Here is a 24760-nt window from a genome sequence, read left to right on the forward strand (position 1 = left end):
AAGGGTGGGCGGGGTGCTCGACTCAGGCTGGCACCTTGAACACATGACGCAGGTAAGACACGAAATTGGGATCTTTGCATTGGGTCTTGCCGGGCTCATCGGAGATTTTCGCCACCGGCTGACCCGCGCAGGCGGTCATTTTCAGCACAATGTTCATGGGCGTGACACCAGGCACGTCGGCAGTCAGATTGGTGCCGATGCCGAAGCTGACATTGATCCGACCCCGCAACGCGCGGAATATTTCCAGTGCCTTGGGTAGGTTCAGGCCGTCTGAGAACACCAGGGTCTTGCTCATCGGATCGATGCCAAGGCGTTGGTAGTGGACGATGCATTTTTCAGCCCACTGCACAGGATCACCCGAGTCGTGACGCAAGCCGTCAAAGAGCTTGGCGAAAAACAGATCGAAATCCCGCAGAAAGGCGTCGGTGGTGATGCAGTCGGTGAGCGCAATGCCCAGTAGCCCGCGGTATTCGCGAACCCAGCAATCAAGCGCGGCGATCTGGCTGTCGATCAGGCGCGGGCCGAGTTGCTGATGGGCCATGATCCATTCGTGGGCCATGGTTCCCAGCGGTTTGAGGTTGAACTTGCGCGCCAGATGCACGTTGCTGGTGCCGACGAACTGCCCGGGGAAATCAGCCTTAAGCACCGACACCACTTCTTCCTGCACAGCAAAGGAAAACCGCCTGCGCGTGCCGAAATCGGCCACTTTCAGCTCAGCCAATTCGTCGGGGGTGGCGGTGGCGGTCAGCCAGTCGAACTTGCTGTAGAGCTGGTCCCGCGCGGCGCTGAGCAGAGTGTCTGGGTGGCAGTGGCGATTGCGCACTTCGCTGACGATGGCCAGCAGAGGCACTTCAAACATGATGACGTGCAGCCACGGGCCGCGAAGGCGAATGCACAGCTGGTCATCTTCGATACTGGTCTGGACGTAGCGCATGTTGAAGCGGAACAGGCCGAGAAAGCGCAGGAAGTCGGGCTTCATGAAGGTGATGTTTTCGAGAAAACCCATCTCTTCGGTGCTCAGCGACAGTTCGCACAGTTGCTCGATCTGGTGACGGATCTCCGTGAGATAGGGGCGAAGGTCCTCGCCGTTGCGGCAGCGAAATTCCCACTCCACCTCTACGTTTGGGTAGTTGTGCAGCACAGCCTGCATCATGGTCAGTTTGTAGAGGTCGGTGTCGAGCAGGTTTTGCACGATGCGTTCGGAGAAAGCGCTCTCGCTCATGGTGTCGCTCCAGCCAGCAGCGGCCTTCAGACGTGGCCACTGGATATCAAGTCGGTGTCGCGTACGGCCTGCGTCAGAGCGGCAGCGGTACGTCCGGATTGTTTTTGACGATGCCCGACATAATGCCAGCGGAGGGCGGGTTGGGGCAGATTTGTTTGGATATCGATTTAACACCGACCCTGTAGGAGCGCGCTTGCCCGCGATTTTCGGTATGTCAGACACATAGTGGCGGCAGGCAGATGGTCATCGCGGGCAAGCGCGCTCCTACAGGTCGTCTACCTGCTCCATCATCCACGCCACAAAATCCCGAATCTTCGGCACGTCCGCCGCATGCTCGGGGAACGCCAGGTAATACGCGTCGCGACTGGGCAATGCATGCGCCCAGGGAATGACCAGCTTGCCGTCAGCTAATTCCTCTTCCACCAGGAACCTCGGCAGCAGCGCCACACCGCAACCCACTTGTGCGGCGCGAATGCACATATAGAACGTCTCAAAGCGCGGCCCGTGATAACTGTGCTCGGTCTGATAACCCTGACTTTCGAACCAGTCGTGCCACGCCTGCGGGCGCGATGCGCTCTGTAGCAACACCAAGTCGCTCAACTGCGTTGGCTCGGTGAAGGGCGTATCCGGCAGGCTACTTGGCGAACATACCGGGATCAGCTCTTCACTGAAGAGCTTCATGCTTTCGGCGCCGGGTCTGGCGCCCTGGCCGAAATAAAAGCTCATGTCGCAACGGCCCTGGGCCAGATCGTCGGTTTCCTGCTCGTCAATCAAGTCCAGATGAATGTGCGGATGGCGCAATCGCCAGCCTTTGAGACGTGGGACCAGCCAACGGGCACCAAAAGTCGATGGCGTCGACACGCGCAGGACTTCAGTCTCGCCGCCGTAGGAGCGCAGGAAGTGCGTCGACATCTCCACCTGACTCAGAATCTTGCGCACTTCGCCCAGATACAACGCGCCGGCCGGCGTCAGTTGCAAGCGACGACGCACCCGACGAAACAGCAGGTGCTGGACCAGTTCTTCCAACTGCGCCACTTGCTTGCTGACCGCGCTTTGCGTCAGATTCAGCTCCTCGGCGGCGCGGGTAAAACTCAGGTGCCGAGAGACGGCCTCAAAACATTGCAGGGCGGTGATCGAGGGCAAGTGGCGTTTGTTCAACATGTTCAGGCCAGTCCACGTCAGCATGAAAAAACGGAATGATATCTCGCCTAATGGTCGTTTGTGGCAGAGCTTGAGGCCAGCTATTACTACACGCTGACGAAATCACCCTGTTTCAGCATTCCGCATTCGCTGCTCAGCTTACGAAACTCTGGAGAAACCATGCTTACCGACCTGCTTACCCGCCTTGGTGTCGAACCCGCGATGTATCAGAACGGCGACAAGCCGGTGCATACCCCAATCGATGGCAGCAAAGTGGCGGCCGTTCATTGGGAAGGTGCCGCCGAAGTCGAGCAGCGCATCACCCGCGCCGACCACGCGTTCGAAGCCTGGCGCAAAGTGCCGGCACCGCGTCGCGGGGAGCTGATTCGTTTGTTTGGCGAAGCATTGCGTACGCACAAGGCTGACCTCGGCGAGCTGGTGTCGTGGGAAGCGGGCAAGATCACTCAGGAAGGCCTGGGTGAAGTACAAGAAATGATCGACATCTGCGACTTCGCAGTCGGTCTGTCGCGCCAGATGTACGGCTTGACCATCGCCTCCGAGCGTCCCGGCCACCACATGCGTGAAACTTGGCACCCGCTCGGCGTGGTTGGCGTGATCAGCGCGTTCAACTTCCCGGTGGCGGTCTGGTCGTGGAACACCGCGCTGGCGCTTGTCTGCGGCAACTCTGTGATCTGGAAGCCTTCTGAAAAGACCCCGCTGACCGGTCTGGCCTGCCAGGCGCTGTTCGATCGCGTCGCCAAGGGTTTTGCTGATGCGCCGCAATACCTGACCCAGGTGGTCATCGGTGGCCGCGATGCTGGCGAAGCGTTGGTCGATGACACCCGTGTCGCCCTTATCAGCGCCACCGGCAGCACGCGCATGGGCCGCGAAGTGGCGCCGAAAGTCGCTGCACGTTTTGCTCGCAGTATTCTCGAACTGGGCGGCAACAACGCGATGATTCTCGCGCCAAGTGCTGATCTGGATCTGGCTGTGCGTGGCGTTTTGTTCAGCGCCGTCGGTACGGCTGGCCAGCGTTGCACCACCCTGCGTCGCTTGATCGCGCATAACTCGGTGAAGGCCGATTTCGTCGAACGCCTGAAAACCGCTTACGCCAAAGTCCGCATCGGCCACCCGCTGGAGGGCAATCTGATCGGTCCGCTGATCGACAAAGCCAGCTTCGAGAACATGCAGGACGCGCTGGAACAGGCCCTGAGCGAAGGCGGCAAAGTGTTTGGTGGCAAGCGTCAGCTGGAAGATCAGTTCCCGAATGCTTATTACGTCTCGCCAGCCATCGTCGAGATGCCTGAGCAGAGCGATGTGGTGCGCACCGAAACCTTCGCGCCGATTCTTTACGTCGTCGGTTACGACGACTTCGCCGAAGCCGTGCGCTTGAACAACGACGTGCCGCAGGGCCTGTCTTCATGCGTCTTCACCACGGACGTGCGTGAAGCCGAGCAGTTCATCTCTGCGCTGGGCAGTGATTGCGGGATTGCCAACGTCAACATCGGCCCGAGCGGCGCGGAAATCGGCGGCGCGTTTGGCGGCGAGAAGGAAACTGGCGGTGGTCGTGAGTCCGGTTCCGACGCGTGGAAAGGCTACATGCGTCGCCAGACCGCGACCGTCAACTACTCCCGCGAGCTGCCGTTGGCGCAGGGCATTACGTTTGATTGATGTGTAAGGCAGGCGCCGTTCCCCTGTAGGAGCGCGCTTGCCCGCGAATGCGGTGTATCAGGCCCATACAAGGTGGCTGGCAGGTCGCAATCGCGGGCAAGCGCGCTCCTACAGTGTGTTGTCATGGTATTCGTCTCTTTCCGAGGTTTTGCGATGCCGCTACGCGAAGAATGTCTGTGGGAAACGCTGACACCGCAAAGGCCTGAGGCCCCAGCGTTGAACGGCGAGGTTAAAGTGGATGTCTGCGTCATCGGCGCGGGCATTACCGGATTGTCGGCGGCGATTCACTTGCTTGAACAAGGCAAAAGCGTCGCCGTTATCGAAGCCCACCGCACGGGGCAGGGCGGATCAGGGCGAAACGTGGGGCTGGTGAACGCTGGAATGTGGATTCCACCCGACGAAATCGAAGCCGGTTTCGGCGAAGCGGTCGGCAGCCAGCTCAACAAGATGCTCGGTGACGCGCCGTCGCTGGTGTTCAGCCTGATCGAAAAATACGGCATCGATTGCCAGGCCCAGCGCAAAGGCACGCTTCACATGGCGCACAACGCCCGTGGCCAAGCCGACTTGCGCAGCCGCGAAGAGCAATGGAAGCGCCGTGGCGCACCGGTTGAACTGCTCACCGGCAAAGCCTGCCAGGACGCCACCGGCACCCAAGAAATCACCTCCGCCTTGCTTGACCTGCGTGCTGGCACCATCAATCCGATGGCCTACACCAGCGGATTGGCCGAAGTCGTCACCCGGCTTGGCGGCCAACGCTACGACCACTCACCGGTACAAAAGCTCGAACGCCAAGGCGACCGCTGGTGCGTCATCACCGCGCACGGCGCTGTGTTGGCCGAGCAAGTAGTGATCGCCTCTAACGCCTACACCGAAGGCGAATGGACTGAGTTGCGTCGTCATTTCTTCCCCGGTTATTACTACCAGGTCGCCTCGGCGCCCTTGACCGAGGACGCGGCGAAACAGATCTTGCCGGGCGGTCAGGGCTCATGGGATACCCGCCAAGTGCTAAGCAGCATTCGCCGCGACGCCGATGGCCGCCTGTTGCTCGGCAGCTTGGGCAATGGCAATCAAAAGCCAGCCTGGTTCTTGAAAGCCTGGGCCGATCGCGTCCAGCAGCATTACTTCCCGTATTTGAAGAAGGTCGAGTGGGAATGCACCTGGACCGGCTGCATCGCATTTACGCCCGATCACCTGCTGCGCATGTTCGAGCCTGCCCCGGGATTGGTCGCGGTGACCGGTTACAACGGTCGTGGCAACACAACAGGCACGGTTGTGGGCAAGGCCTTCGCCGATTATCTCTGTACAGGCAACGCTAAAGCGCTTCCGATTCCCTTCGCAGACATGCAGCCGCTGTCTGCAATCAATTTGCGCAGCTCTTTATATGAGGCTGGCTTTTCGCTATACCATGCAGGCCAGTGCCTTCGCATCGTGATTTGAGGAGAAATTTCCCTCAATCCCCGGCGCTTTTTTCGCGCATCCACTAACCTCAAATGGTGCGTCCCGTAGCGTCACCGCACCGCCGGTGTGCAGTTCGGTGACGCACGCTGTAACAACAGGGTTGTACAGCTTGCGGCAGCGTGGTTGCGCACGTTCCGGGAGAGGGTTGCTCTTTTTAAGGTGCAGGGTTGCACCTTGTGCGGTTTAGACGGTTGCACGCCCAGTCAAAAAGGGCTCGAAACGGTCGAATAACAACAAGATGGCGACTTTTTTCAGAATAAAAAACCGATGGCACGCCACTTGCTCTGAGCTTCGGGTGGTCGCAGTGCTAATTAAAAAACCTAGGAGCACCAACTCATGTCGCAGACGTTTTACAGGAAAGGCTTTCTGGCACTCGCAGTGGCTAGCGCACTGGGTGCAGCTTCTTTTGCACAAGCTGATGTGAAGATCGGCGTTGCCGGCCCAATGACTGGCGCCAACGCCTCGTTCGGCGAGCAGTACATGAAGGGCGCACAGGCCGCTGCCGACGCAATCAACGCTGCGGGCGGCATCAACGGCGAAAAAATCGCACTGACCGCCTACGACGATGCTTGCGAGCCTAAACAGGCTGTCGCCGTTGCCAACAAGGCAGCGTCGGACAAAGTCGCTGGCGTGGTTGGTCACTTCTGCTCTTCCTCGACCATTCCTGCTTCGGAAGTCTATGACGAAGCCGGCATCATCGCGATCACTCCAGGCTCCACCAACCCGACCGTTACCGAGCGTGGCCTGAACGCCATGTTCCGTATGTGCGGCCGTGATGACCAGCAGGGTATCGTCGCTGGTGACTACATCGTTGACGTGCTCAAAGGCAAGAAAATCGCCGTCATCAACGACAAAGACACCTACGGCAAAGGTCTGGCTGACGCGACCTCCAAGCAACTCACCAAACGCGGCGTGAAACCAGTCCTGGAAGAAGGCCTGACCCGGGGCGAGAAAGACTTCAGTGCCCTGGTTACCAAGATCCGCTCTGTGGGCGCTGACGTCGTTTACTTCGGCGGTCTGCACCCGGAAGCCGGTCCACTGGTTCGCCAACTGCGTGAGCAAGGCCTGAAAGACGTGAAATTCATGTCTGACGATGGCGTTGTAACCGACGAGTTGGTCACCACCGCTGGCGGCGCCCAATACGTTGATGGCGTTTACATGACCTTCGGCGCTGACCCTCGCATGCTGCCAGACAGCAAGGCTGTGGTAGACCAGTTCCGCAAGTCCGGCTACGAGCCTGAAGGCTACACCTTGTACGCATACGCTTCGGTTCAGGCTCTGGCCGCCGGCTTCAACGGCGCCAAGTCGAACAAAGGCGAAGACGCTTCCAAGTTCCTTAAATCCCACCCGGTCAAAACTGTCATGGGCGAGAAATCCTGGGACAGCAAAGGCGACCTGAAAGTCTCTGACTACGTGGTTTACCAGTGGGACAAAGACGGTAAATACCACCAGCTTGAAAAGCAGAAGTAAGTTGAGCGCTTAGTCGGACAGCAGATGGCGCGAGGTTGGACTCGCGCAATCAGCCGTTCGGTTAATGGGGTTCGTCATCATGGCGGCCCCGGATTTCTTCTGTTGCCATACGCGTCCGGCCCGCCACACCTCACGAGGGTGTACGCGGGTCGGTACCACCGTGGCCTTTCAAGTTCGTGAGCGTGCGTGATGGATGGTATTTTCCTGCAACAAATGATCAACGGCCTGACCCTCGGTTCGGTCTACGGCCTGATCGCCATCGGATACACGATGGTTTACGGCATCATTGGCATGATCAACTTCGCCCACGGCGACGTGTACATGATCTCCGCTTACCTGGCGGCAATCGGCCTTGCGGTCTTGTCGTTCTTCGGTGTTGAGTCCTTCCCTTTCCTGATTCTCGGCACGCTGATATTCACCATCGTGGTGACCGGTGTGTATGGCTTTGTCATCGAGCGCGTGGCCTATAAACCGCTGCGTAACTCGACCCGTCTGGCACCGCTGATCAGTGCCATCGGTATTTCCCTGATCCTGCAGAACTACGCGCAAATCGCCCAAGGCCCACGGCAGCAGGGTGTTCCGACGATGCTCGAAGGCGCATTGCGCTTTGATATCGGCAGCGGTTTCGTGCAGATCACCTACACCAAAATCTTCATTCTCATCGCCGCGTTCGTCGGCATGGGTGTGCTGACGTACATCATCAAGTACACCAAGCTGGGCCGGATGTGCCGCGCCACGCAGCAGGACCGCAAGATGGCGTCGATCCTGGGGATCAACACTGACCGGGTCATTTCCTACGTGTTCATCATCGGCGCGGCGATGGCTGCATTGGCTGGCGTACTGATCACCATGAACTACGGCACCTTCGACTTCTTCGCTGGTTTCGTGATTGGCATCAAGGCGTTCACCGCTGCGGTACTGGGCGGGATTGGTTCGTTGCCGGGCGCTATGCTCGGGGGCTTGATTCTCGGGGTTGCCGAATCGCAATTCTCCGGCTTGATCAACTCCGATTACAAAGACGTGTTCAGTTTCGGCCTGCTGGTAGTGATCCTGATTTTCCGTCCTCAAGGCCTGCTGGGTCGCCCACTCGTGGCGAAGGTATAAGTATGTCCGCACCTATCAAACCCATCGACATCAAACAAAGCCTCATCGATGCCGTCATCGCCGGATTGCTGGCGCTGATTGTTTTCGGCCCCATCGTCGGCGTTGTGCTCGACGGCTACGGCTTCAACCTGCAACCCACCCGCGTAGCCGTGCTGGTCGGCGTGGTGATGGTCGGTCGCCTTGTGCTTAGTCTGTTCATGCAGACCCCCAAAGGCGTGGCCATCGCGCAGAGTTTCGAAAGCTCAGGCTCTGGCGTGCATGTATTGGCGCCGGATTACAAATCGCGCCTGCGCTACATCATCCCGATCATGATCGTCATCGCCATTGTGTTCCCGGTGTTTGCCGACAAGTACGTGCTGACGGTTGTGATTCTCGGGCTGATCTACGTGTTGCTGGGCCTTGGCTTGAACATCGTGGTCGGTCTGGCCGGGCTGCTCGATCTGGGTTACGTGGCTTTCTATGCCATCGGCGCTTACGGTCTGGCGCTGGGGTATCAGTATCTGGGCCTGGGTTTCTGGTCGGCATTGCCGTTGGCCGCGATTGCCGCTGCGCTCGCCGGCTGCATCCTGGGCTTTCCGGTGTTGCGCATGCATGGCGACTACCTGGCCATCGTGACCCTTGGTTTCGGTGAAATCATTCGTCTGGTGCTCAACAACTGGCTGTCGTTCACCGGTGGCCCGAACGGCGTAGCAGTGCCAGCACCGACGATCTTCGGCCTGGAATTTGGCCGTCGCGCCAAAGATGGCGGCATTCCGATTCATGAATACTTCGGCTTCGATTACAACCCGGACCTGAAATTCATCTTCATCTATGCCGTGCTGTTCCTGGTGGTATTGGCCGTGCTGTACATCAAGCATCGCCTGACCCGCATGCCGGTCGGCCGCGCCTGGGAAGCCCTGCGCGAAGATGAAATCGCCTGCCGCTCCATGGGCCTGAACCACGTGCTGGTCAAGCTTTCGGCGTTCACCATCGGCGCGTCGACGGCTGGATTGGCTGGTGTGTTTTTCGCCAGCTACCAGGGTTTCATCAACCCGACCTCGTTCACCTTTTTCGAATCGGCACTGATTCTCGCCATCGTCGTGCTCGGCGGCATGGGCTCGACAGTGGGCGTGGTCATCGCAGCGTTCGTGCTGACCGTAGCGCCTGAATTGTTGCGCAGCTTCGCCGAATACCGCGTGTTGCTGTTCGGCATTCTGATGGTGTTGATGATGATCTGGCGCCCACGTGGCTTGATCCGCATCAGCCGTACCGGCGTGCGTCCACGCAAAGGCGTGCTGGTCAAAGCGGAGGGCGTGCAATGAGCGAAGAAATCGTTCTGTCTGTCGAGAAACTGGCGATGCACTTCGGGGGCATCAAGGCCCTGAGCGACGTCAGCCTGAAAGTGCGTCGTAACTCGATCTTTGCGTTGATCGGCCCTAACGGCGCGGGCAAGACCACGGTCTTCAACTGCTTGACCGGGTTTTACAAAGCCACGGGCGGCCGCATCAATCTGCACACTCGCGGCACCACCACAAACGTGATCAAGCTGTTGGGTGAGCCGTTTCAAGCCACTGACTTTGTGTCCCCGCGCAGCTTTGCTAGCCGGGTGTTCTACAAAATGTTCGGTGGCACGCACCTGGTGAACCGGGCAGGGCTGGCGCGCACGTTCCAGAACATTCGTCTGTTCAAGGAAATGTCCGTCATCGAGAACCTGCTGGTGGCGCAGCACATGTGGGTCAACCGCAACATGCTCGCCGGCATCCTCAACACCAAGGGCTATCGCAAGGCCGAAGAAGACGCCATGAGCACAGCCTTCTACTGGCTGGAAGTGGTGGACCTGGTGGACTGCGCCAACCGTCTGGCCGGAGAACTGTCTTACGGCCAGCAACGCCGTCTGGAAATCGCTCGCGCCATGTGTACGCGTCCGCAGGTGATCTGCCTGGACGAACCGGCGGCAGGTCTGAACCCGCAGGAAACCGAAGCGCTGAGCGGCATGATCCGCCTGCTTCGCGACGAACATGACATGACCATCGTGCTGATCGAGCACGACATGGGCATGGTCATGGGCATTTCCGACGATATCGTCGTGCTCGATCACGGCAACGTTATCGCCATGGGCGGGCCGGAGCAGATTCGCAACGATCCAAAGGTGATCGCCGCGTACCTGGGCGCTGATGAAGAGGAGTTGGTATGAGTAAGCCGATCCTCGAATTGAAAGAGATCGACGTGTATTACGGGCCGATCCAGGCCCTGAAGAAAGTCTCGCTGCACATTGATGAAGGCGAAACCGTCAGCCTGATCGGCTCCAACGGCGCGGGCAAATCCACGCTGCTGATGTCGATCTTCGGCCAGCCGCGCGCGGCCAGCGGGCAAATCATCTACCAGGGCATCGACATCACCCAGAAGTCGTCGCACTACATCGCGTCAAACGGCATTGCGCAGTCGCCTGAAGGGCGCCGCGTGTTCCCCGACATGTCGGTGGAAGAAAACCTGTTGATGGGCACCATTCCGATCGGTGACAAGTTTGCCAGCGAAGACATGCAGCGCATGTTCGACCTGTTCCCGCGCCTCAAGGAGCGTCGCAATCAGCGCGCCATGACCATGTCGGGCGGCGAGCAGCAAATGCTGGCCATCGCACGCGCGCTGATGAGTCGCCCCAAGCTGCTGTTGCTGGACGAACCGAGCCTGGGCCTGGCGCCGATCATCGTGAAGCAGATCTTCTCGACGCTGCGCGAGCTGGCCAAGAGCGGGATGACCATCTTCCTCGTCGAGCAGAACGCCAACCACGCCCTCAAGCTGTCGGACCGCGCCTACGTGATGGTCAACGGCGAGATTCGTCTCACAGGCACTGGTCAGGAACTGCTGACCAACGATGAAGTAAGGAACGCGTACCTAGGCGGGCATTGATACTCCGAACCTTCGATTGCGGCATTGGCGCCCCGGGTGTTTTTCACTCGGGGCGCCTTGATTTGGAATTGTGGAAAACAATTTTGAAGAGGTGCCAAAGCGCGACATAAAGTCGCTGCAAATGGTTGTTTTGTCACGGTTTTGACTTGTTCAGTTTTACTGTGGAACTGGCTGTGAGTAAGTTGGGAGTACTTGGCTGAAGCCCTTGTAAAACGTGGCCTGTAGCGTGTTGGTCAAATCTTGATCAGTGGTTTTGGCCGTTATTTTCCATAGGTTTGTCAACGTGTCTCGGGCTGGTTTTTTATACAGGCTCCGGCCTTCTTGATCCTGTGGATAACTCTGTGTGCAACCGTTGGAAAGACCTCCGCAGGTAGCGCAATCTCTGGTGTCTCAGGGCAGATCCTGTCCAACCGAACAACTGCTCGGGCGATTTCCTTACAGATACGTTTCGGCAGGTCAAGCGATATCGGCAAATAACGCGCTGCAAAGCCCCGTATGGCGCGGCCTGCGCTTTTTTGAGTTGCCCCCAGAGATTGTGGGTCTGACTGTGGATAACGTGGGCAAAAGTACCTACAACCCTGATGGCATAAGGCTTTAAGCGAGCTGTGCATTTTTTGAACAGGCGCAGCAGGTTTCTGCGGTGTTCTTACAACTACTTGCCCCTTGATGCCGTGCGCGGGCATTCTCCAGAACTTTCCTAGGCGTGACTTCGGTCGCATCACCTTTCATTGCGAACAAAGTGCTTATTTCCATAAGCCCGCAGCCCTTAGTCAGGAGAACGAGATGACTTCTACCGTGTTCATTACCGGCGCAACGTCCGGATTTGGCGAAGCCTGCGCACGTCGTTTTGCCGAGGCCGGCTGGTCGCTGGTACTGACGGGCCGTCGTGAAGACCGCCTGAATGCCCTCAGCGCTGAATTGTCCAAGCAAACGAAGGTGCACACGCTGGTGCTGGACGTGCGCGATCGCGCAGCCATGGAGAGCGCGATTGATAGCCTGCCTGAGGAGTTCGCGAAGATTCGTGGCCTGATCAATAACGCAGGCTTGGCGCTTGGCATCGATCCAGCGCCTAAATGCGATCTGGACGATTGGGACACCATGATCGACACCAACGTCAAAGGGCTGGTCTACACCACGCGTTTGCTGCTTTCGCGCCTGATTGCTCATGGTCGCGGCGCCAGCATCGTCAACCTCGGTTCGGTGGCGGGCAACTATCCGTATCCGGGCGGTAACGTGTATGGCGGCACCAAGGCGTTTGTCGGTCAGTTCTCGCTGAACCTGCGCAACGACCTGGTCGGCACCGGCGTGCGCGTGACCAACCTGGAGCCAGGCTTGTGCGAAAGCGAGTTTTCACTGGTGCGCTTCGGTGGGGACAAGTCTAAGTACGACGCGACCTACGCCGGCGCCGAGCCTATCCAGCCACAAGACATCGCCGACACGATCTTCTGGATCATGAACACCCCGGCGCACGTCAACATCAACAGCCTGGAGCTGATGCCGGTAAGTCAGACCTGGGCCGGGTTTGCGATTGATCGTAGCCGCGGTTGATCCACCGCACTGCGTTCGCGGCTTGCGCCTCCACTGTAGGAGCGCGCTTACCCGCGATAGCGTTCTGTCATTCATCACATCTATCGCAGATGCACCGCGATCGCGGGCAAGCGCGCTCCTACAAGGGATGCTGCGTCAACGATAACGGCGGCTCGCGAACAAGTTCGCTCCTACAGGCCGTGCAAAGCTGTTGGAGCGAGGCTTGCCCGCGAAGCTGTGGTTGCGGCGTGTCAGGTTCACCGCGATCGCGGGCAAGCGCGCTCCTACAAGGGATGCTGCGTCAACGATAACGGCGGCTCGCGAACAAGTTCGCTCCTACAGGCCGTGCAAAGCTGTTGGAGCGAGGCTTGCCCGCGAAGCTGTGGTTGCGGCGTGTCAGGTTCACCGCGATCGCGGGCCAGCTCGCTCCTACAAGGGGATGCCGCGTTAACGATAGCGGCGGCTCGCGAACAAGTTCGCTCCTACAGGCCGTGCAAACCTGTTGGAGCGAGGCTTGCCCGCGAAGCTGTGGTTGCGGCGTGTCAGGTTCACCGCGATCGCGGGCAAGCGCGCTCCTACAAGGGATGCTGCGTCAACGATAACGGCGGCTCGCGAACAAGTTCGCTCCTACAGGGGAGCGGCGGTGTCTTTGAAATACTGCGCGAGGCCGATGTAGCAGGTCGCGAGGTGGTAAGGGGTGGTGGATGGCATGTCGCTGCGGCTGACTTTGCCATCGCTGTCCAGGCATTCGTGCCAGCCGGTGGGGTGCAAAAAGCGCTGCTGTAGCGCGGTCAGTTGTCGAGCCAGCAGGGCTTGGCTGTCAGGCCGCAAGGTCAGCGCGCGCAGGTATTCGGCTTGGGCCCAGATACGTTGCGTGCCGTCCTTCATCGATCCATCCACCTCCAGCATCGCCGCGACAGCGCCCGTCGTTTGATCGACGCCTTGGGCCTGGGCGTGGGCAAAAGCCGTCTTCAGCGAGCAATGCAGCAGGCTGCCGCGCAAATGCTCGGATGACTCCAGCAAATAGAACCACTCAAACTGATGCCCGGGCTCGGACCAGTTATCCACAGCGCCCAGCGGTTTTTCCAGCATTACCCCGTGTTCGATATCCACGAAGCGACGTTGCATGCCAGCGACCAATGCATCCAGCGCCGCCAGCGTCTGGGCATCCTCACGCACTTCCACGGTCACTAGAAAGGCTTCGGCCAAATGCATCAGCGGGTTCTGCAATGGCCCGGCGTCAAGTGATGACCAGTCTTCCGCCAGCACCGACTCGTACAAGCCCTCGCCGTCGGCAAAGCGCTTGGCGATCACATTCAGCGCGGCATTGAGGGTCGACTCAACCAACGGCTCGCGCACTTTGGCCCAGTAATGGGCGCACGCAAACACGATGAATGCGTGGGTGTAGAGGTCTTTGCGGCGGTCCAGTGGCGCGCCTTGAGGGTCGATACTGTAAAACCAGCCGCCGTATTCAGCATCGTGGAAATGCTGCTGCAACGAGCGAAACAAGGCTGCCGCGCGAGCGCTTGCTTCAGACACGGAGGGATCATCGATCAGGCTGGAAAACAGAAACAACTGCCGCGCGCAGGCCATGGCTCGGTAGCGCTGGGGCGGCAGCGGCTGATGCGTTGCGTCGACCGCTTCGTAAGGCAATGCCATCTCGCCATTCCAGCCCGATTGCAGCCACATTGGCACGATCACCTGCATAAAATGCTGGCGCACGGTAGCAAATACGGCGTTCAGAGTGGACTTGTCGGCAGGGCGAGTGTCAGGCATCGAGTTGGCGTCACGGCAGTGGCAAATTGCGCGACATGGTAGCAGGAGCAGAAGAGTGAATGTGATGGACCGCGTCAGGCCACTTCCCGAGCAAGCTCCCTACCACGGCCTGCGGCCAGAATCATATCTGGGCGACGACATGGTCCTGTGGAGGGGGCTTGCTCGCGATAGCGTTGGGTCATTCAACGGATACGTCACAGACACACCGCAATCGCGGGCAAGCGCGCTCCTACAATGTCAGCCGGCGAACAACCAGACGCCCGTCGCGGCGGCCAGTGCGCCAGCAACTCGGACCATTGGCGCCGCAGCAGCAGGCAGGAACCGGACAACCGCATAACCCGCAGCATGCAGCGCTGCCGTCGCACCGACAAATCCTGCCGCGTAACCCCAAGGGCTGGACATCTCTGGCAGTTCAAGACCATGGGCCACGCCGTGGAACATCGCGAACAGCGCCGTCGCCGTCACGGCCATGAACAACGGTGGACGCACCGCCAGCGCAACTGCCAGCCCCAACGCAAACACCGACGCCGCAATGCCGCTTTCCAGACCTGGCAAATCCAGCCCTTCAAACCCGAGCAAGCCACCGATCAGCATGGTGCCGACAAACGTGCACGGCAGTGCCCAACGCGCCGCGCCTTTCTGCTGCGCCGCCCAGAGGCCTACGGCCACCATCGCAAGCAAGTGATCCAGGCCACCCAATGGGTGCGAGATACCCGCCACCAAACCGCTTTCGTCATGACCGGGATGGGCAAAGGCCAACGCAGGGACCAACAACAGGGCCAGCGCGCTGACGGCTTTTTTGTAATTCATGAATACACTCCTTGGGAAAATGACTCAGGCCGCCTCGGTCAGCAGACCCTGACGCTCAATGAAGGCAATAATCGCTTCCAGGCCTTGCCCGGTTTTCTGATTGCTGAACACGAATGGCTTGTCGCCGCGCATCTTCTTGGTGTCACGGTCCATCATCTCCAGCGACGCGCCCACCAGCGGGGCCAGGTCGATTTTGTTGATCACCAGCAAATCGGATTTACAGATGCCCGGCCCGCCTTTGCGCGGCAGCTTGTCTCCTGCCGAGACGTCGATCACGTAAAGGGTCAGGTCTGACAGTTCCGGGCTGAAAGTGGCCGAAAGGTTGTCGCCGCCCGATTCCACGATGATCAGATCCAGCCCCGGAAAGCGGCGATTGAGCTGGTCAACGGCTTCCAGATTGATCGAGGCGTCTTCACGAATCGCCGTGTGCGGGCAGCCGCCGGTTTCCACGCCGATGATGCGTTCCGGCGCCAGGGCTTCGTTGCGCACCAGAAAATCGGCGTCTTCGCGGGTGTAGATGTCGTTGGTGACGACTGCCAGGTTGTAACGGTCGCGCAGCGCCAGGCACAGGGCCAGGGTCAGGGCGGTCTTGCCCGACCCGACCGGGCCGCCGATACCGATGCGCAATGGTTGGCTGTTCATTGAGTGTTCTCCGTTGATCTTTTATTCACAGAAGTCAGGACCGAAACAGACGGCTGTATTGGCGTTCGTGAGCCATGCTCGCTAGGGCCAGGCCGAACGGCGCGCTGCCGATGTGGCGTGGATTCTGGGTCGTGGCGTGTTGCTGGGCGCGTTGCAGCAGCGGGAGCAATTCGCTGGTGAGTCGTTGTGCGGCCTGCTGCCCCAGCGGCAAGGTTTTCATCAAGACCGCGAGTTGGTTTTCCAGCCAGCTCCAGAGCCAGGCGGCCAGCGCATCCTGCGGGCTGATGTGCCAGGCACGCGCGGCCAACGCCCAGCACAGGGCCAGATGCGGCTCGTCCAATTGTTCGAGAAAGTCTTTGGCGGGTTGATCCATTTCCGGTAATCCGAGCAGCAATTGCTTGAGCGAGTAGCCCATCTGCCGGCTTTCCAGGTGCAGCTCACGGGTTTCGCGACTGGCGCGGTGTTCGTGGCTCAGTTTGAGTAGCTGCGGCCAATCGTTTTCGGCAGCAGCCGTACAGTGGGCCAGTAACAGCGGAGCTTCGAAGCGAGCCAGATTGAGCAACAGTTGATCGCCGATCCAACGCCCGGCACTCGTCGGATCAGTGACGATCGATTGCTCGACCGCCATCTCAAGCCCCTGTGAATAGCTGTAGCCGCCGATAGGCAACTGCGGGCTGGCCAGACGCAAAAGCGCCCAGGCGCTGTTCATATGCGTACGCCGAAATGGTGAATCTTCGGGGCGTAGTTGAAATCTTCTTCACCGGCTCGGGAGTGGTGATGCCCGCCGCCGTACGCGCCATGTTCAGGCGAGAAGGGCGCTTCGATGGATTCGGTGGTGGCGCCCAACTGATCGAGCATGGCCTTGAGCACGTAGTCATCAAGCAAGCGCAGCCAGCCATCGCCCACTTGTAGCGCAACGTGGCGATTGCCCAAGTGATATGCGGCGCGGGTAAGTTCGTAGGTACTGGAGCAGGTGACGTGCATAAGTTGCTCAGGGCGGGCGCAGACGCGCACGACGCGGCCGTCTTCGGCCTTGAGAAACTCACCGTCGCGCAACGGAGGTTGTCCGCGCTCCAGGAACAGCCCGACGTCTTCGCCTTCTGCACTGAAGCAGCGCAGACGGCTTTTGCTGCGCGCTTCGAAATTCAGATGCAGCTCGGCGGCCCATTCGGCGCAGGGTTCGACTTTTTGGTGAATCACCAACATGAGAAAGCTTCCAGCTAGTGCGATGCATTAGCCAGAGCAAGGGGCTTGCCAACAGAGCGGGCTGTAGGAAATTGCCTACATTCGGTGCGTGGTCGGCCGGAATAACCGTGCTACTCGATCGTTTCTGGTGCGCAATCATGTGCGGTGCGCGATTTTGGGGCGGCGGACTTTCTGTAGGAGCGAATTTATTCGCGAGAGATAGTTGGATAGAGGAATTGGGACAGGAACACAGGCCCCTCGCGAATAAATTCGCTCCTACAGGAGCAGTGCCTACTCCGTACTCCCCAACCCCTGCCAGCGTTTGGCGCCGATAAAGATAAAGCGCAGCTGCTGGGTGATTTTCGCGCGTGGTGTCAGGTGCTCGGCCAGCGAGGGCGGGGGCGGGTCGATCAGTTCAGGGAGCATGGCGAACACGCTCTTGACCACAAGGTCTGCCATGACCGCCAGATCGTTGGTGTTCAAGTGCTGAAATTTGGGCATCGAGGCCAGGTCAGTGGCCAAGTCAGCGATGATCGCTTCGCGCAATGCGCCCAACGCCTGACGCACTTTAAGCGAGCCGCCGTATTGCTCTCGCGCCAGAAACAAAAACTGCGAGCGGTTGGCCGCCACGTCATCAAGAAATATCCGCACCGAAGCGTCGATGATGCCAGTCGCCAGGGAGTCAGTGCGTCTGACGCGGCGAATGGTCTGGCGAAAGGTCTGGCCGACTTCGCTGACCAGTGCCAGGCCCAGATGATCCATGTCGTCGAAGTGGCGATAGAAACCCGTCGGGACAATGCCTGCGGCTTTCGCCACTTCACGCAGGCTGAGACTGCCGAACCCTCTCCCACTGTCCATCAAGCCCTTGGCTGCGTCGAGCAAGGCGTGTCGGGTTTGCTGTTTTTGTTCGGCGCGGGGCAGCATCGGGCGGATGTGGTTCTGACTGGGCATTGCGCTGCACTCTAACAAATGCACTCGCGCAACGTCGAACCGGTTTTCTCAGGGCCCATATCAGGGGGAGCAGCGCTAAAAACGAAAAAGCCCGACGCATTGGCCGGGCTTTGTCAGCAACGATAGATCAGATCAAGACACCCGCTGATACTGCTGGATAACGCGATCAGGACCGTTGTCGGCGACGCGCTGGTACTGGCGAGCAAGGTTGGTGGCGGCGCCGTCAGCGGCGACACGTTGGTATTGCTGAATCAGCTTGCCGTCCTGAGCGACGGTAGGCAGCACTGCTTGCTGAGTGGCTTTCATCTCACCGAGGATCGGTTGCTCGCTGGCAGGCAGGGCGAACGCGCTCGTGGCAAGAAGCGAAAGAGTCAGGCTAAGCAGCAGTTGGCGTTTCATGATTAGGTGCTCCCCGGAAGGGCGTTTAAAGAACATGAAGCCGATAATACAGGGGGTTCGTCGATACAAAAGTTCATAGATGTGATGGTAACAATCGACAGAAATGATTCTGCGGGCAAAGCCACGTCAATCAAGGCCTCCAGCAGGGAAATCCTGCCCCGGCACGGGGGTTTCAAACCCCTCGCTGCGCCATCGTGGAACCGACGAACAATCCTGCGGTATCGAAAACTTTCGAGATCAATCAAACCCACAGGGTTTTTGTCAGTCGAAGCGCTAAGACGTTTGCGATGCGCCTCGGATGGCGCATCGGTATTTGGGGAGAACACGCAATGACGCGTAGCCGTAAGATTTTTGCCTGGACGGGCGCCATCCTGGTGCTGTTGATAGCCATATTGATCATCGTGATCGCCACCTTCGACTGGAATCGCATCAAGCCAACGCTGAACGAAAAAGTGTCCGAAGCACTGCATCGACCGTTTGCCATCAATGGCAATCTCGCCGTCGAATGGAGTCGCGAGCCCAATGAAGGCGGCTGGCGTGCCTGGGTGCCATGGCCGCACATGTCGGCCGAAGACATTACGCTGGGCAACCCGGAGTGGTCGAAGAACCCGCAAATGGTGACCCTCAAGCGCGTCGACTTCCGGCTGTCACCGCTGCCTCTTCTGACGCAAACCATCTCCATTCCCCGGATCAATCTGACTGAACCCAACGCCAAACTTGAGCGGCTGGCAGACGGTCGCGCCAATTGGGCGTTCGATCTGCCCAAAAGCGATCCCAATGCAGAGCCGTCCAAGTGGGTGATGGACATTGGCTCCATAGGCTTTGACAAAGGGTTTGTGGGCTACAGCGACCAGAAGATCAACACACAGGTAGATGTGGTGATCGATCTGCTGGGCAAGCCGATTCCCTTCAGCGACATCGTTGGCAGCGGTGAAGCCAAGAAAGTGCAGGACAAAGGTGCTTCGGCCCAGGATTACGCTTTCGGCTTCACGGCCAAAGGTCAGTATCACGGCGAGAAACTCAACGGCAGCGGCAAAGTGGGCGGGCTGCTGGCACTCAAGGATGCTTCCCAGCCGTTTCCGGTGCAGGCGGATGTCAGCGCTGGTAATACAAAAGTTGCCATCGCAGGCACTGTCACTGACCCGCAGAATCTGGGCGAACTTGATTTGCGCCTAAAGCTGTCCGGCGACAGCCTGGGTAATTTGTATCCGCTGACCGGCGTCACGCTGCCGGATTCGCCTCCTTACTCAACGGATGGCCGACTGATTGCGCACCTGCATGACGCGGCAGGCGCCTCGTTCAAATATCAGGGCTTTAACGGCAAGATCGGCAGTAGCGACATCCACGGCGACCTGAGTTTTGTCGCCAGCCAACCGCGTCCTAAATTGACGGGCGCGCTGGTCTCCAATCAGCTGCTGATGGCTGACCTCAAACCGCTGATTGGTGCGGACTCCAACGCCGAGCAGAAAACTCGCGGCGGCGAGAGCAAGCAGCCGACCAATAAAGTATTGCCAGTGGAAGAATTCAAGACCGATCGTTGGAGCGCGATGGACGCCGATGTCGAGTTCACTGGCAAAAAGATCGTGCAGAGTGCCGAGCTGCCGTTTACCGATCTGTACACCCACGTGGTGCTCAACGATGGGCAGTTGAGCTTGCAGCCGCTGCGTTTTGGTGTGGCGGGAGGCAAGCTGGATGCCGATATACGCTTGAACGGTCACGCTCATCCGCTCGAAGGCCGGGCGAAGCTGAGCGCGCGTAATTTCAAACTCAAGCAGCTGTTCCCGACCTTTGAACCGATGAAAACCAGTTTCGGCGAATTGAATGGCGACGCTGACATCAGCGGCAAGGGCAACTCGGTTGCCGCGCTGCTGGGTACCTCAAACGGTGAATTGAAGCTGCTGATCAACGATGGCGCGATCAGCCGCAGTTTGATGGAGATTGCGGGCCTGAACGTGGGTAACTATGTCGTAGGCCGGCTGTTCGGTGACAAGGACGTGAAGATCAACTGTGCTGCGACCGCGCTGGAGATCAAGGACGGTCTGGCGAGCACCAAGCTTTCGGTGTTCGATACCGAGAACGCGATCATTTACATCGACGGTACCGCTAACTTCAAGACCGAGCAGCTGGACATGAAGATCACCCCGGAATCCAAGGGCTTCCGCGTGTTCTCGCTGCGCTCGCCGCTGTATGTGCGAGGTGCGTTTGCCAAGCCGAGTGCAGGCGTGCAGTCCGGGCCGTTGCTGCTGCGTGGTGCGGGGATGGTGCTGTTGGGCGCCGTCGCCGGACCTGCTGCAGGCCTGTTGGCCCTGGTTGCGCCTAGCGGTGGCGAGCCTAACCAGTGCGCGCCGTTGCTTGAGCAAATGCGTTCGGGCAAGGCGCCGAAGACGGTTCAGTAGTCGTTAACGCGCGAGGGGTTAACGCTGATCCTGTAGGAGCGAACTTGTTCGCGAGGCGGTGCACCAGATTCATCGCAGGTGCAAAGCTCGCCAACAAGTTGGCTCCTACAGAAAGGCGGGACAAGGCGCCGAAGACGGTTCAGTAATTCGCTATGTGATCGGGCCGCGATCCGTGGGAGCGGACTTGTCCGCGAAGAGGGCGGTGCATTCGACAGATATCTGTCGGCACTTATGAAGCTTTCGCGGACAGGTCCGCTCCCACGGTGATCTGCGAATGAGACAAATGTGTCATCCACAAAAAAGCCAGGACATACGCCCTGGCTTTTTCGTTACCGCGACGTCAATCAGATGCCGTCGAGCAGATCCGCCATGTCGTCGGCGTGTTCCTCTTCCTGCTCCAGGATCTCTTCGAACAGGCGACGGGTTGTCGGGTCTTTGTCGCCGATGTACTGAATGATTTCGCGGTAGCTGTCGATCGCAATGCGCTCGGCCACCAGGTCTTCAGTCACCATTTCTTTGAGCGTATTGCCCGCAACATACTGTGCATGGGAGTTCTTCGACAGCAGGTCCGGGTTGAATTCCGGCTCGCCGCCCAGTTGCACAATGCGTTCGGCCAGCTTGTCGGCGTGCTGGGCTTCCTGGGTCGCGTGCTCCAGAAACTCCTCGGCGGCAACGTGGGCTTTTACGCCCTTGGCCATGAAATAGTGGCGTTTGTAGCGCAGCACGCAGACCAGTTCAGTGGCCAGCGATTCGTTGAGCAGGCGGATCACCGTCTCAATGTCGGCGCTGTAGGATTCGGTCACAGCCCCGTTTTCCACGTTACGACGTGCGCGTTCACGCAGTTCGGTCACACTCGATAGTTCGGTCATCACAATTCTCCAGGGCTAATCCGGTTATCCCGTCGCGCTCTAAATGCGGCAGTCGGCTACGGCAGTGACTGACGCCCGGCATGATCGGGTCTTAACCTGTGAGTGGCGGGGGAACTGAAAAGTTTTATTTGATTTGCCCACAAGAGCAGATGGAAAAAATCAACGAAACGAGCGCGCCTCGTTGCGGTCCCAGCCTTGAGACTGAAATTATCAATGGAGAGAACCAATGCTGAAGTTTCTTGGTGGCACCGTCGGAATCATTTTTATTATCGGCCTGATCGTGGTGATTGCCCTGTTCAAGCTGGTGTTCTAATCGAAGACCGAAACAACGCACATGAAAAAGCCCGATTGATTCGGGCTTTTTTGGGTCTCGAAAACGTGTCGCTTACATCGCGCGTTCGTTGGTGTCGCGCTGCTCGCAGGTCATGAAACCCTTGCTGTTGACGCGGCCATTGCTGTCGAACGTGATGTAGTAAGGCTGCTGATGGCCTTCGCGATTAAGCACGTAGTTGTTGCAAGTGCCTGGGTGCGCTTTGCGCTGTACTGTCGTGGACGGCGTGCCGCCAATGGTCAGGACCTGTTCTTTGGTCATGCCTTCTTCGACTTGCTTGACCAGCGGCTGATTGCGGTAGGTCACGTAGTCCACCGGGTTGGCCGGTGTAGTCGACGTACAACCCGCCAACGCGGCTACCACACACGCTACTGCCAAGGATTGCTTGTACATAAGGTCACTCCAGAGAATGAGCCATTGTTGGCCCGTTGCTCTTATGAGCATTGGACGGGTAAAAGAGTTCTATCGGATTGATGGCGATGGGGCATTACGTTTGTTTGTCATATTCACCGGTCTCAATGGTTTGTCTCGGCGGATGGTGATTCTGTAGGAGCCAACTTGTTGGCGAGCAGGAGTGACATCAGGTCTGATGCCTCGCCAACAAGTTGGCTCCTACAGGTCTTCCTGTCTGCCGCTCACAAGGAACCGCCACATGATCCAAGCCACGCGTTACCCCATCGTTCTGGTGCCGGGATTGTTGGGTTTTGTGAATCTGGTGATTTACCCCTACTGGTACGGCATCGTGCCAAGTCTGCGTCGCGGCGGCGCCACAGTGATTCCGGTAATGGTCTCGGCGATGAATTCGTCGGAAATTCGCGGCGAGCAACTGCTGGGTCGTATCGAAGAGATCCTGCGGGAAACCGGCGCCGAGAAGGTCAACCTGATCGGCCACAGTCAGGGCGCGCTGACCATTCGCTACGCTGCCGCCAAACGTCCGGATCTGGTGGCGTCGGTGACTTCCGTCGCCGGCCCGAACCATGGCTCTGAGCTTGCGGACTTCATCGAGTCACGTTTCCCCCGTCACACGGCACGCGGCCGCTTGCTCAACGCTGCACTGCTGCTGGTCGGCTGGACGATGCATGTGCTCGACACCGGCTATCGCGGCACCCGCCTGCCAACGGATTTGGACGCCGCTCACCATTCGCTGACCACCCAGGGGGTCGCGGCTTTCAACCAGAAATATCCCCAGGGCCTGCCAATTAGCTGGGGCGGGCAGGGGCCGGAACTGGTCAATGGCGTGCGTTATTACTCTTGGTCCGGAACCCTGCAAAAAGGGCGAACCAATCGCGGTTTAAACCTTTTCGACGGCACCAATATCACTTGCCGAATATTCGCTCGCACGTTCACAAAAGAGCGAGGTCAATCTGATGGCATGGTCGGGAGATTCAGCTCTCACTTGGGCACGGTCATCAGGGATGACTATCCGCTCGACCATTTCGACATCGTCAATCAGAGCCTCGGCCTGGTCGGCAAAGGAGCCAATCCTGTCGGGCTGTTCCTGGAACATGCCGAGCGTCTTAAAGCCGCCGGTCTTTAACTTTATGAGCCGAAGTTCGTAGTCAGTCGGCGCCAAGATGGTCGTTGAGGAAGTGATGCGATGAGCGATAAAGAACTGTATGAAATCGAGTACACCCTGGCAGGTGAGCACCACGTAGACGTCATTGAAGACCTCGATGTGCCCATCATCGAAGTGGTTCACGAGCTGGCGCTCAAGCACCATGTTGCTGTGGATGATCATCCACTGGGATCAGGTGAACCGCACCTTGGAATGCCTCATGTTGCGGGCATCACCGATGTATCGATTCACAGCGTTGAGGGCACTGAAAACGCCTGATGCTGGCGCACATTCAAATGGTTGTGACCGATCGCACAGGCGTGGTCCAGCGTTCAGCGAGGATCACGCCCAGTAGCGTCAATGCACCGCCCAGCAAGTGATACAGGGCAAGCTGCTCACCTAATGCAACCGAGGCAATAAGTGCGGTCAGCAAAGGGATGAGGTTGAAAAACAGCGTCGTGCGGCTTGGGCCCAGGACGCTGATAGCTTTCATCCACAGCAGCGGCGCCAGCATCGATGTCGGGATGCAGGCGTACAGCACCAGCGGGATATTGCTCAGGTTCAGCCCGGTTTTCTGCGACAGCAAAAACAGCGGCAGCAGGACCACTATCGCCACCAGAATTTGCAGATACAGCAAGTGCAGCGGTGGCAAACCCAGTTTCCATTTCTTCAGCAGCGTGCTGTAGACCGCGTAGGCCGTGGTTGCGATCAACATCATCAGGTCACCCAGGTTAACGCCGTGGGCCAGCAGTACCGCCAGGCTGCCCTGAGAGACCACAAATAAAACCCCGATGAAAGACAACATCGCGCCCACTAGTGCCCCCATCGTCAGACGATTGCCCAGGGTCACGATCGACATCACCAAGGTGACGATGGGCACCAACGACAAGATGATGCCCATGTTGGTGGCGGTGGTGATCGTCGCTGCGAAGTACGCCAGGCTTTGGTAAATCGCCATCCCCAGTACTGCGAGAATGGCTATTTTGCCAAGATTGGGCTTGATGATCGGCCAGTTCTTCAGCACCGGACGCAGCAGGAAAGGGGTAAACAGAATACCCGCCAGCACCCATCGGTAAAACCCGATCTCGGCAGGAAAGATCCGCCCTGCAGCCGCTTTGGTGATCACGTTGTTGCCCGCCCAGATGAACACGGTCAGTAGCGGATAGAGGTATTGCATGGGAGCTGCCGTTTGAAGATGAGCGCGCATTATCCGCTTGTCGGTGGTGGCGTCTACAGGATGACCACATTCAGCCGTAGGAGCGCGCTTGCCCGCGATGGCGTCTGGTCAGATGGCGAACTATCAGCTGAAAGAACGCTATCGCGGGCAAGCGCGCTCCTACAGGTCAACACGTGACATATGCCGCAACA

Annotated in this window: 24 protein-coding genes; 12 read left to right on the plus strand and 12 right to left on the minus strand. The window is 58.6% G+C overall.

The features are described 5' to 3' along the window. Nucleotides 1-22: 22 nt before the first annotated feature. Both pncB and ACWKV9_RS11650 read right to left on the minus strand, forming a co-directional pair. Nucleotides 23-1222 carry a nicotinate phosphoribosyltransferase gene (gene pncB, locus ACWKV9_RS11645; protein WP_483836259.1) on the minus strand — a complete coding sequence of 400 codons (1200 nt, stop codon included), beginning with the start codon at nucleotides 1220-1222 and terminating at the stop codon, nucleotides 23-25. A 264-nt stretch (nucleotides 1223-1486) separates the two neighbouring features. Beyond that, nucleotides 1487-2383, minus strand: coding sequence for a LysR family transcriptional regulator (locus ACWKV9_RS11650; protein WP_483836260.1), 897 nt, complete (start codon nucleotides 2381-2383; stop codon nucleotides 1487-1489). Between the two features lie 159 nt (nucleotides 2384-2542). Here ACWKV9_RS11650 and amaB point away from each other — a divergent pair, with 159 nt between their 5' ends. The 8 genes from amaB to ACWKV9_RS11690 all read left to right on the plus strand — a co-directional run bounded on the left by amaB (nucleotide 2543) and on the right by ACWKV9_RS11690 (nucleotide 12499). Continuing rightward, complete coding sequence (gene amaB, locus ACWKV9_RS11655; RefSeq protein ID WP_483836261.1) at nucleotides 2543-4033, plus strand: L-piperidine-6-carboxylate dehydrogenase; 1491 nt, start codon at nucleotides 2543-2545, stop codon at nucleotides 4031-4033. Between the two features lie 153 nt (nucleotides 4034-4186). Then, nucleotides 4187-5470, plus strand: a complete 1284-nt coding sequence (amaA, locus tag ACWKV9_RS11660; RefSeq protein WP_483836406.1) for an L-pipecolate oxidase — start codon at nucleotides 4187-4189, stop codon at nucleotides 5468-5470. A gap of 357 nt (nucleotides 5471-5827) precedes the next feature. Beyond that, entirely contained in the window at nucleotides 5828-6961 is a 1134-nt protein-coding gene (locus ACWKV9_RS11665; protein ID WP_483836262.1) for an ABC transporter substrate-binding protein, read from the plus strand. A gap of 189 nt (nucleotides 6962-7150) precedes the next feature. Next, nucleotides 7151-8065: an ABC transporter permease subunit gene (locus ACWKV9_RS11670; RefSeq protein WP_483836263.1), complete on the plus strand. Its 915-nt coding sequence runs from the start codon at nucleotides 7151-7153 to the stop codon at nucleotides 8063-8065. Between the two features lie 2 nt (nucleotides 8066-8067). After that, a complete protein-coding gene (gene livM, locus ACWKV9_RS11675; protein ID WP_483836264.1) occupies nucleotides 8068-9366 on the plus strand; it encodes a high-affinity branched-chain amino acid ABC transporter permease LivM in 1299 nt (432 codons plus the stop codon). After that, on the plus strand, nucleotides 9363-10238 hold the full coding sequence (locus tag ACWKV9_RS11680; RefSeq protein WP_483836265.1) for an ATP-binding cassette domain-containing protein: 876 nt from the start codon (nucleotides 9363-9365) through the stop codon (nucleotides 10236-10238). The genes livM and ACWKV9_RS11680 overlap by 4 nt, the downstream gene beginning before the upstream one ends. After that, nucleotides 10235-10951 (plus strand): ABC transporter ATP-binding protein, encoded by a 717-nt coding sequence (locus ACWKV9_RS11685; protein WP_483836266.1) that lies wholly within the window; start codon nucleotides 10235-10237, stop codon nucleotides 10949-10951. Before ACWKV9_RS11680 ends, ACWKV9_RS11685 begins: the two co-directional genes overlap by 4 nt. Nucleotides 10952-11734: 783 nt before the next feature. Next, a complete protein-coding gene (locus tag ACWKV9_RS11690) occupies nucleotides 11735-12499 on the plus strand; it encodes an SDR family oxidoreductase (RefSeq protein WP_483836267.1) in 765 nt (254 codons plus the stop codon). Between the two features lie 606 nt (nucleotides 12500-13105). Here the strand turns inward: ACWKV9_RS11690 and ACWKV9_RS11695 are convergent. The 7 genes from ACWKV9_RS11695 to ACWKV9_RS11725 all read right to left on the minus strand — a co-directional run bounded on the left by ACWKV9_RS11695 (nucleotide 13106) and on the right by ACWKV9_RS11725 (nucleotide 18241). Next, nucleotides 13106-14254, minus strand: coding sequence for an AGE family epimerase/isomerase (locus ACWKV9_RS11695; protein ID WP_483836268.1), 1149 nt, complete (start codon nucleotides 14252-14254; stop codon nucleotides 13106-13108). 237 nt (nucleotides 14255-14491) lie between these two features. Beyond that, complete coding sequence (locus ACWKV9_RS11700) at nucleotides 14492-15064, minus strand: HupE/UreJ family protein (RefSeq protein WP_483836269.1); 573 nt, start codon at nucleotides 15062-15064, stop codon at nucleotides 14492-14494. A gap of 24 nt (nucleotides 15065-15088) precedes the next feature. Next, nucleotides 15089-15706, minus strand: a complete 618-nt coding sequence (gene ureG, locus ACWKV9_RS11705) for an urease accessory protein UreG (protein WP_483836270.1) — start codon at nucleotides 15704-15706, stop codon at nucleotides 15089-15091. A 34-nt stretch (nucleotides 15707-15740) separates the two neighbouring features. Beyond that, nucleotides 15741-16415, minus strand: a complete 675-nt coding sequence (locus tag ACWKV9_RS11710) for an urease accessory protein UreF (RefSeq protein ID WP_483836271.1) — start codon at nucleotides 16413-16415, stop codon at nucleotides 15741-15743. Beyond that, complete coding sequence (gene ureE / locus ACWKV9_RS11715) at nucleotides 16412-16912, minus strand: urease accessory protein UreE (protein WP_483836272.1); 501 nt, start codon at nucleotides 16910-16912, stop codon at nucleotides 16412-16414. Before ureE ends, ACWKV9_RS11710 begins: the two co-directional genes overlap by 4 nt. Nucleotides 16913-17182: 270 nt before the next feature. Then, nucleotides 17183-17815 carry a TetR family transcriptional regulator gene (locus tag ACWKV9_RS11720; RefSeq protein ID WP_483836407.1) on the minus strand — a complete coding sequence of 211 codons (633 nt, stop codon included), beginning with the start codon at nucleotides 17813-17815 and terminating at the stop codon, nucleotides 17183-17185. Nucleotides 17816-17974: 159 nt separating this feature from the next. Then, the gene (locus ACWKV9_RS11725; RefSeq protein WP_483836273.1) at nucleotides 17975-18241 is read right to left on the minus strand and encodes a hypothetical protein; all 267 of its coding nucleotides are present in this window, start codon (nucleotides 18239-18241) and stop codon (nucleotides 17975-17977) included. Nucleotides 18242-18570: 329 nt separating this feature from the next. On the opposite strand from ACWKV9_RS11725, the gene ACWKV9_RS11730 reads away from it, so the two are divergent. Beyond that, the gene (locus ACWKV9_RS11730; RefSeq protein ID WP_483836274.1) at nucleotides 18571-20637 is read left to right on the plus strand and encodes an AsmA family protein; all 2067 of its coding nucleotides are present in this window, start codon (nucleotides 18571-18573) and stop codon (nucleotides 20635-20637) included. Between the two features lie 344 nt (nucleotides 20638-20981). Here the strand turns inward: ACWKV9_RS11730 and ACWKV9_RS11735 are convergent, their stop codons facing one another. Beyond that, nucleotides 20982-21506, minus strand: a complete 525-nt coding sequence (locus tag ACWKV9_RS11735) for a ferritin-like domain-containing protein (protein ID WP_483836275.1) — start codon at nucleotides 21504-21506, stop codon at nucleotides 20982-20984. A gap of 226 nt (nucleotides 21507-21732) precedes the next feature. Here ACWKV9_RS11735 and ACWKV9_RS11740 point away from each other — a divergent pair, with 226 nt between their 5' ends. Continuing rightward, nucleotides 21733-21819 carry a small membrane protein YohP gene (locus ACWKV9_RS11740; protein ID WP_442793071.1) on the plus strand — a complete coding sequence of 29 codons (87 nt, stop codon included), beginning with the start codon at nucleotides 21733-21735 and terminating at the stop codon, nucleotides 21817-21819. 72 nt (nucleotides 21820-21891) lie between these two features. Here the strand turns inward: ACWKV9_RS11740 and osmE are convergent, their stop codons facing one another. Beyond that, complete coding sequence (gene osmE / locus ACWKV9_RS11745) at nucleotides 21892-22230, minus strand: osmotically-inducible lipoprotein OsmE (RefSeq protein WP_483836276.1); 339 nt, start codon at nucleotides 22228-22230, stop codon at nucleotides 21892-21894. 259 nt (nucleotides 22231-22489) lie between these two features. On the opposite strand from osmE, the gene ACWKV9_RS11750 reads away from it, so the two are divergent. Both ACWKV9_RS11750 and ACWKV9_RS11755 read left to right on the plus strand, forming a co-directional pair. Beyond that, nucleotides 22490-23374, plus strand: coding sequence for an esterase/lipase family protein (locus ACWKV9_RS11750; RefSeq protein WP_483836277.1), 885 nt, complete (start codon nucleotides 22490-22492; stop codon nucleotides 23372-23374). A 60-nt stretch (nucleotides 23375-23434) separates the two neighbouring features. Then, nucleotides 23435-23671 carry a hypothetical protein gene (locus ACWKV9_RS11755; RefSeq protein ID WP_483836278.1) on the plus strand — a complete coding sequence of 79 codons (237 nt, stop codon included), beginning with the start codon at nucleotides 23435-23437 and terminating at the stop codon, nucleotides 23669-23671. 13 nt (nucleotides 23672-23684) lie between these two features. Here the strand turns inward: ACWKV9_RS11755 and ACWKV9_RS11760 are convergent, their stop codons facing one another. Then, the gene (locus tag ACWKV9_RS11760) at nucleotides 23685-24569 is read right to left on the minus strand and encodes a DMT family transporter (protein WP_483836279.1); all 885 of its coding nucleotides are present in this window, start codon (nucleotides 24567-24569) and stop codon (nucleotides 23685-23687) included. Nucleotides 24570-24760 lie beyond the last annotated feature (191 nt).

It is taken from the genome of Pseudomonas corni (assembly GCF_057128765.1).

Excerpts from the sequence above, each read along its gene's own strand:
- ACWKV9_RS11750 (WP_483836277.1), top strand. The coding sequence starts at position 22,490 with ATGATCCAAGCCACGCGTTACCCCATCGTTCTGGTGCCGGGATTGTTG.
- ACWKV9_RS11760 (WP_483836279.1), bottom strand. The coding sequence starts at position 24,569 with ATGCAATACCTCTATCCGCTACTGACCGTGTTCATCTGGGCGGGCAAC.
- ACWKV9_RS11725 (WP_483836273.1), bottom strand. The coding sequence starts at position 18,241 with ATGAAACGCCAACTGCTGCTTAGCCTGACTCTTTCGCTTCTTGCCACG.
- ACWKV9_RS11720 (WP_483836407.1), bottom strand. The coding sequence starts at position 17,815 with ATGCTGCCCCGCGCCGAACAAAAACAGCAAACCCGACACGCCTTGCTC.
- ACWKV9_RS11735 (WP_483836275.1), bottom strand. The coding sequence starts at position 21,506 with ATGACCGAACTATCGAGTGTGACCGAACTGCGTGAACGCGCACGTCGT.
- ACWKV9_RS11695 (WP_483836268.1), bottom strand. The coding sequence starts at position 14,254 with ATGCCTGACACTCGCCCTGCCGACAAGTCCACTCTGAACGCCGTATTT.
- ureE (WP_483836272.1), bottom strand. The coding sequence starts at position 16,912 with ATGTTGGTGATTCACCAAAAAGTCGAACCCTGCGCCGAATGGGCCGCC.
- osmE (WP_483836276.1), bottom strand. The coding sequence starts at position 22,230 with ATGTACAAGCAATCCTTGGCAGTAGCGTGTGTGGTAGCCGCGTTGGCG.
- ureG (WP_483836270.1), bottom strand. The coding sequence starts at position 15,706 with ATGAACAGCCAACCATTGCGCATCGGTATCGGCGGCCCGGTCGGGTCG.
- ACWKV9_RS11680 (WP_483836265.1), top strand. The coding sequence starts at position 9,363 with ATGAGCGAAGAAATCGTTCTGTCTGTCGAGAAACTGGCGATGCACTTC.
- ACWKV9_RS11710 (WP_483836271.1), bottom strand. The coding sequence starts at position 16,415 with ATGAACAGCGCCTGGGCGCTTTTGCGTCTGGCCAGCCCGCAGTTGCCT.
- ACWKV9_RS11670 (WP_483836263.1), top strand. The coding sequence starts at position 7,151 with ATGGATGGTATTTTCCTGCAACAAATGATCAACGGCCTGACCCTCGGT.
- ACWKV9_RS11730 (WP_483836274.1), top strand. The coding sequence starts at position 18,571 with ATGACGCGTAGCCGTAAGATTTTTGCCTGGACGGGCGCCATCCTGGTG.
- ACWKV9_RS11665 (WP_483836262.1), top strand. The coding sequence starts at position 5,828 with ATGTCGCAGACGTTTTACAGGAAAGGCTTTCTGGCACTCGCAGTGGCT.
- pncB (WP_483836259.1), bottom strand. The coding sequence starts at position 1,222 with ATGAGCGAGAGCGCTTTCTCCGAACGCATCGTGCAAAACCTGCTCGAC.
- ACWKV9_RS11700 (WP_483836269.1), bottom strand. The coding sequence starts at position 15,064 with ATGAATTACAAAAAAGCCGTCAGCGCGCTGGCCCTGTTGTTGGTCCCT.
- amaA (WP_483836406.1), top strand. The coding sequence starts at position 4,187 with ATGCCGCTACGCGAAGAATGTCTGTGGGAAACGCTGACACCGCAAAGG.
- livM (WP_483836264.1), top strand. The coding sequence starts at position 8,068 with ATGTCCGCACCTATCAAACCCATCGACATCAAACAAAGCCTCATCGAT.
- ACWKV9_RS11740 (WP_442793071.1), top strand. The coding sequence starts at position 21,733 with ATGCTGAAGTTTCTTGGTGGCACCGTCGGAATCATTTTTATTATCGGC.
- ACWKV9_RS11755 (WP_483836278.1), top strand. The coding sequence starts at position 23,435 with ATGAGCGATAAAGAACTGTATGAAATCGAGTACACCCTGGCAGGTGAG.
- ACWKV9_RS11690 (WP_483836267.1), top strand. The coding sequence starts at position 11,735 with ATGACTTCTACCGTGTTCATTACCGGCGCAACGTCCGGATTTGGCGAA.
- amaB (WP_483836261.1), top strand. The coding sequence starts at position 2,543 with ATGCTTACCGACCTGCTTACCCGCCTTGGTGTCGAACCCGCGATGTAT.
- ACWKV9_RS11685 (WP_483836266.1), top strand. The coding sequence starts at position 10,235 with ATGAGTAAGCCGATCCTCGAATTGAAAGAGATCGACGTGTATTACGGG.
- ACWKV9_RS11650 (WP_483836260.1), bottom strand. The coding sequence starts at position 2,383 with ATGTTGAACAAACGCCACTTGCCCTCGATCACCGCCCTGCAATGTTTT.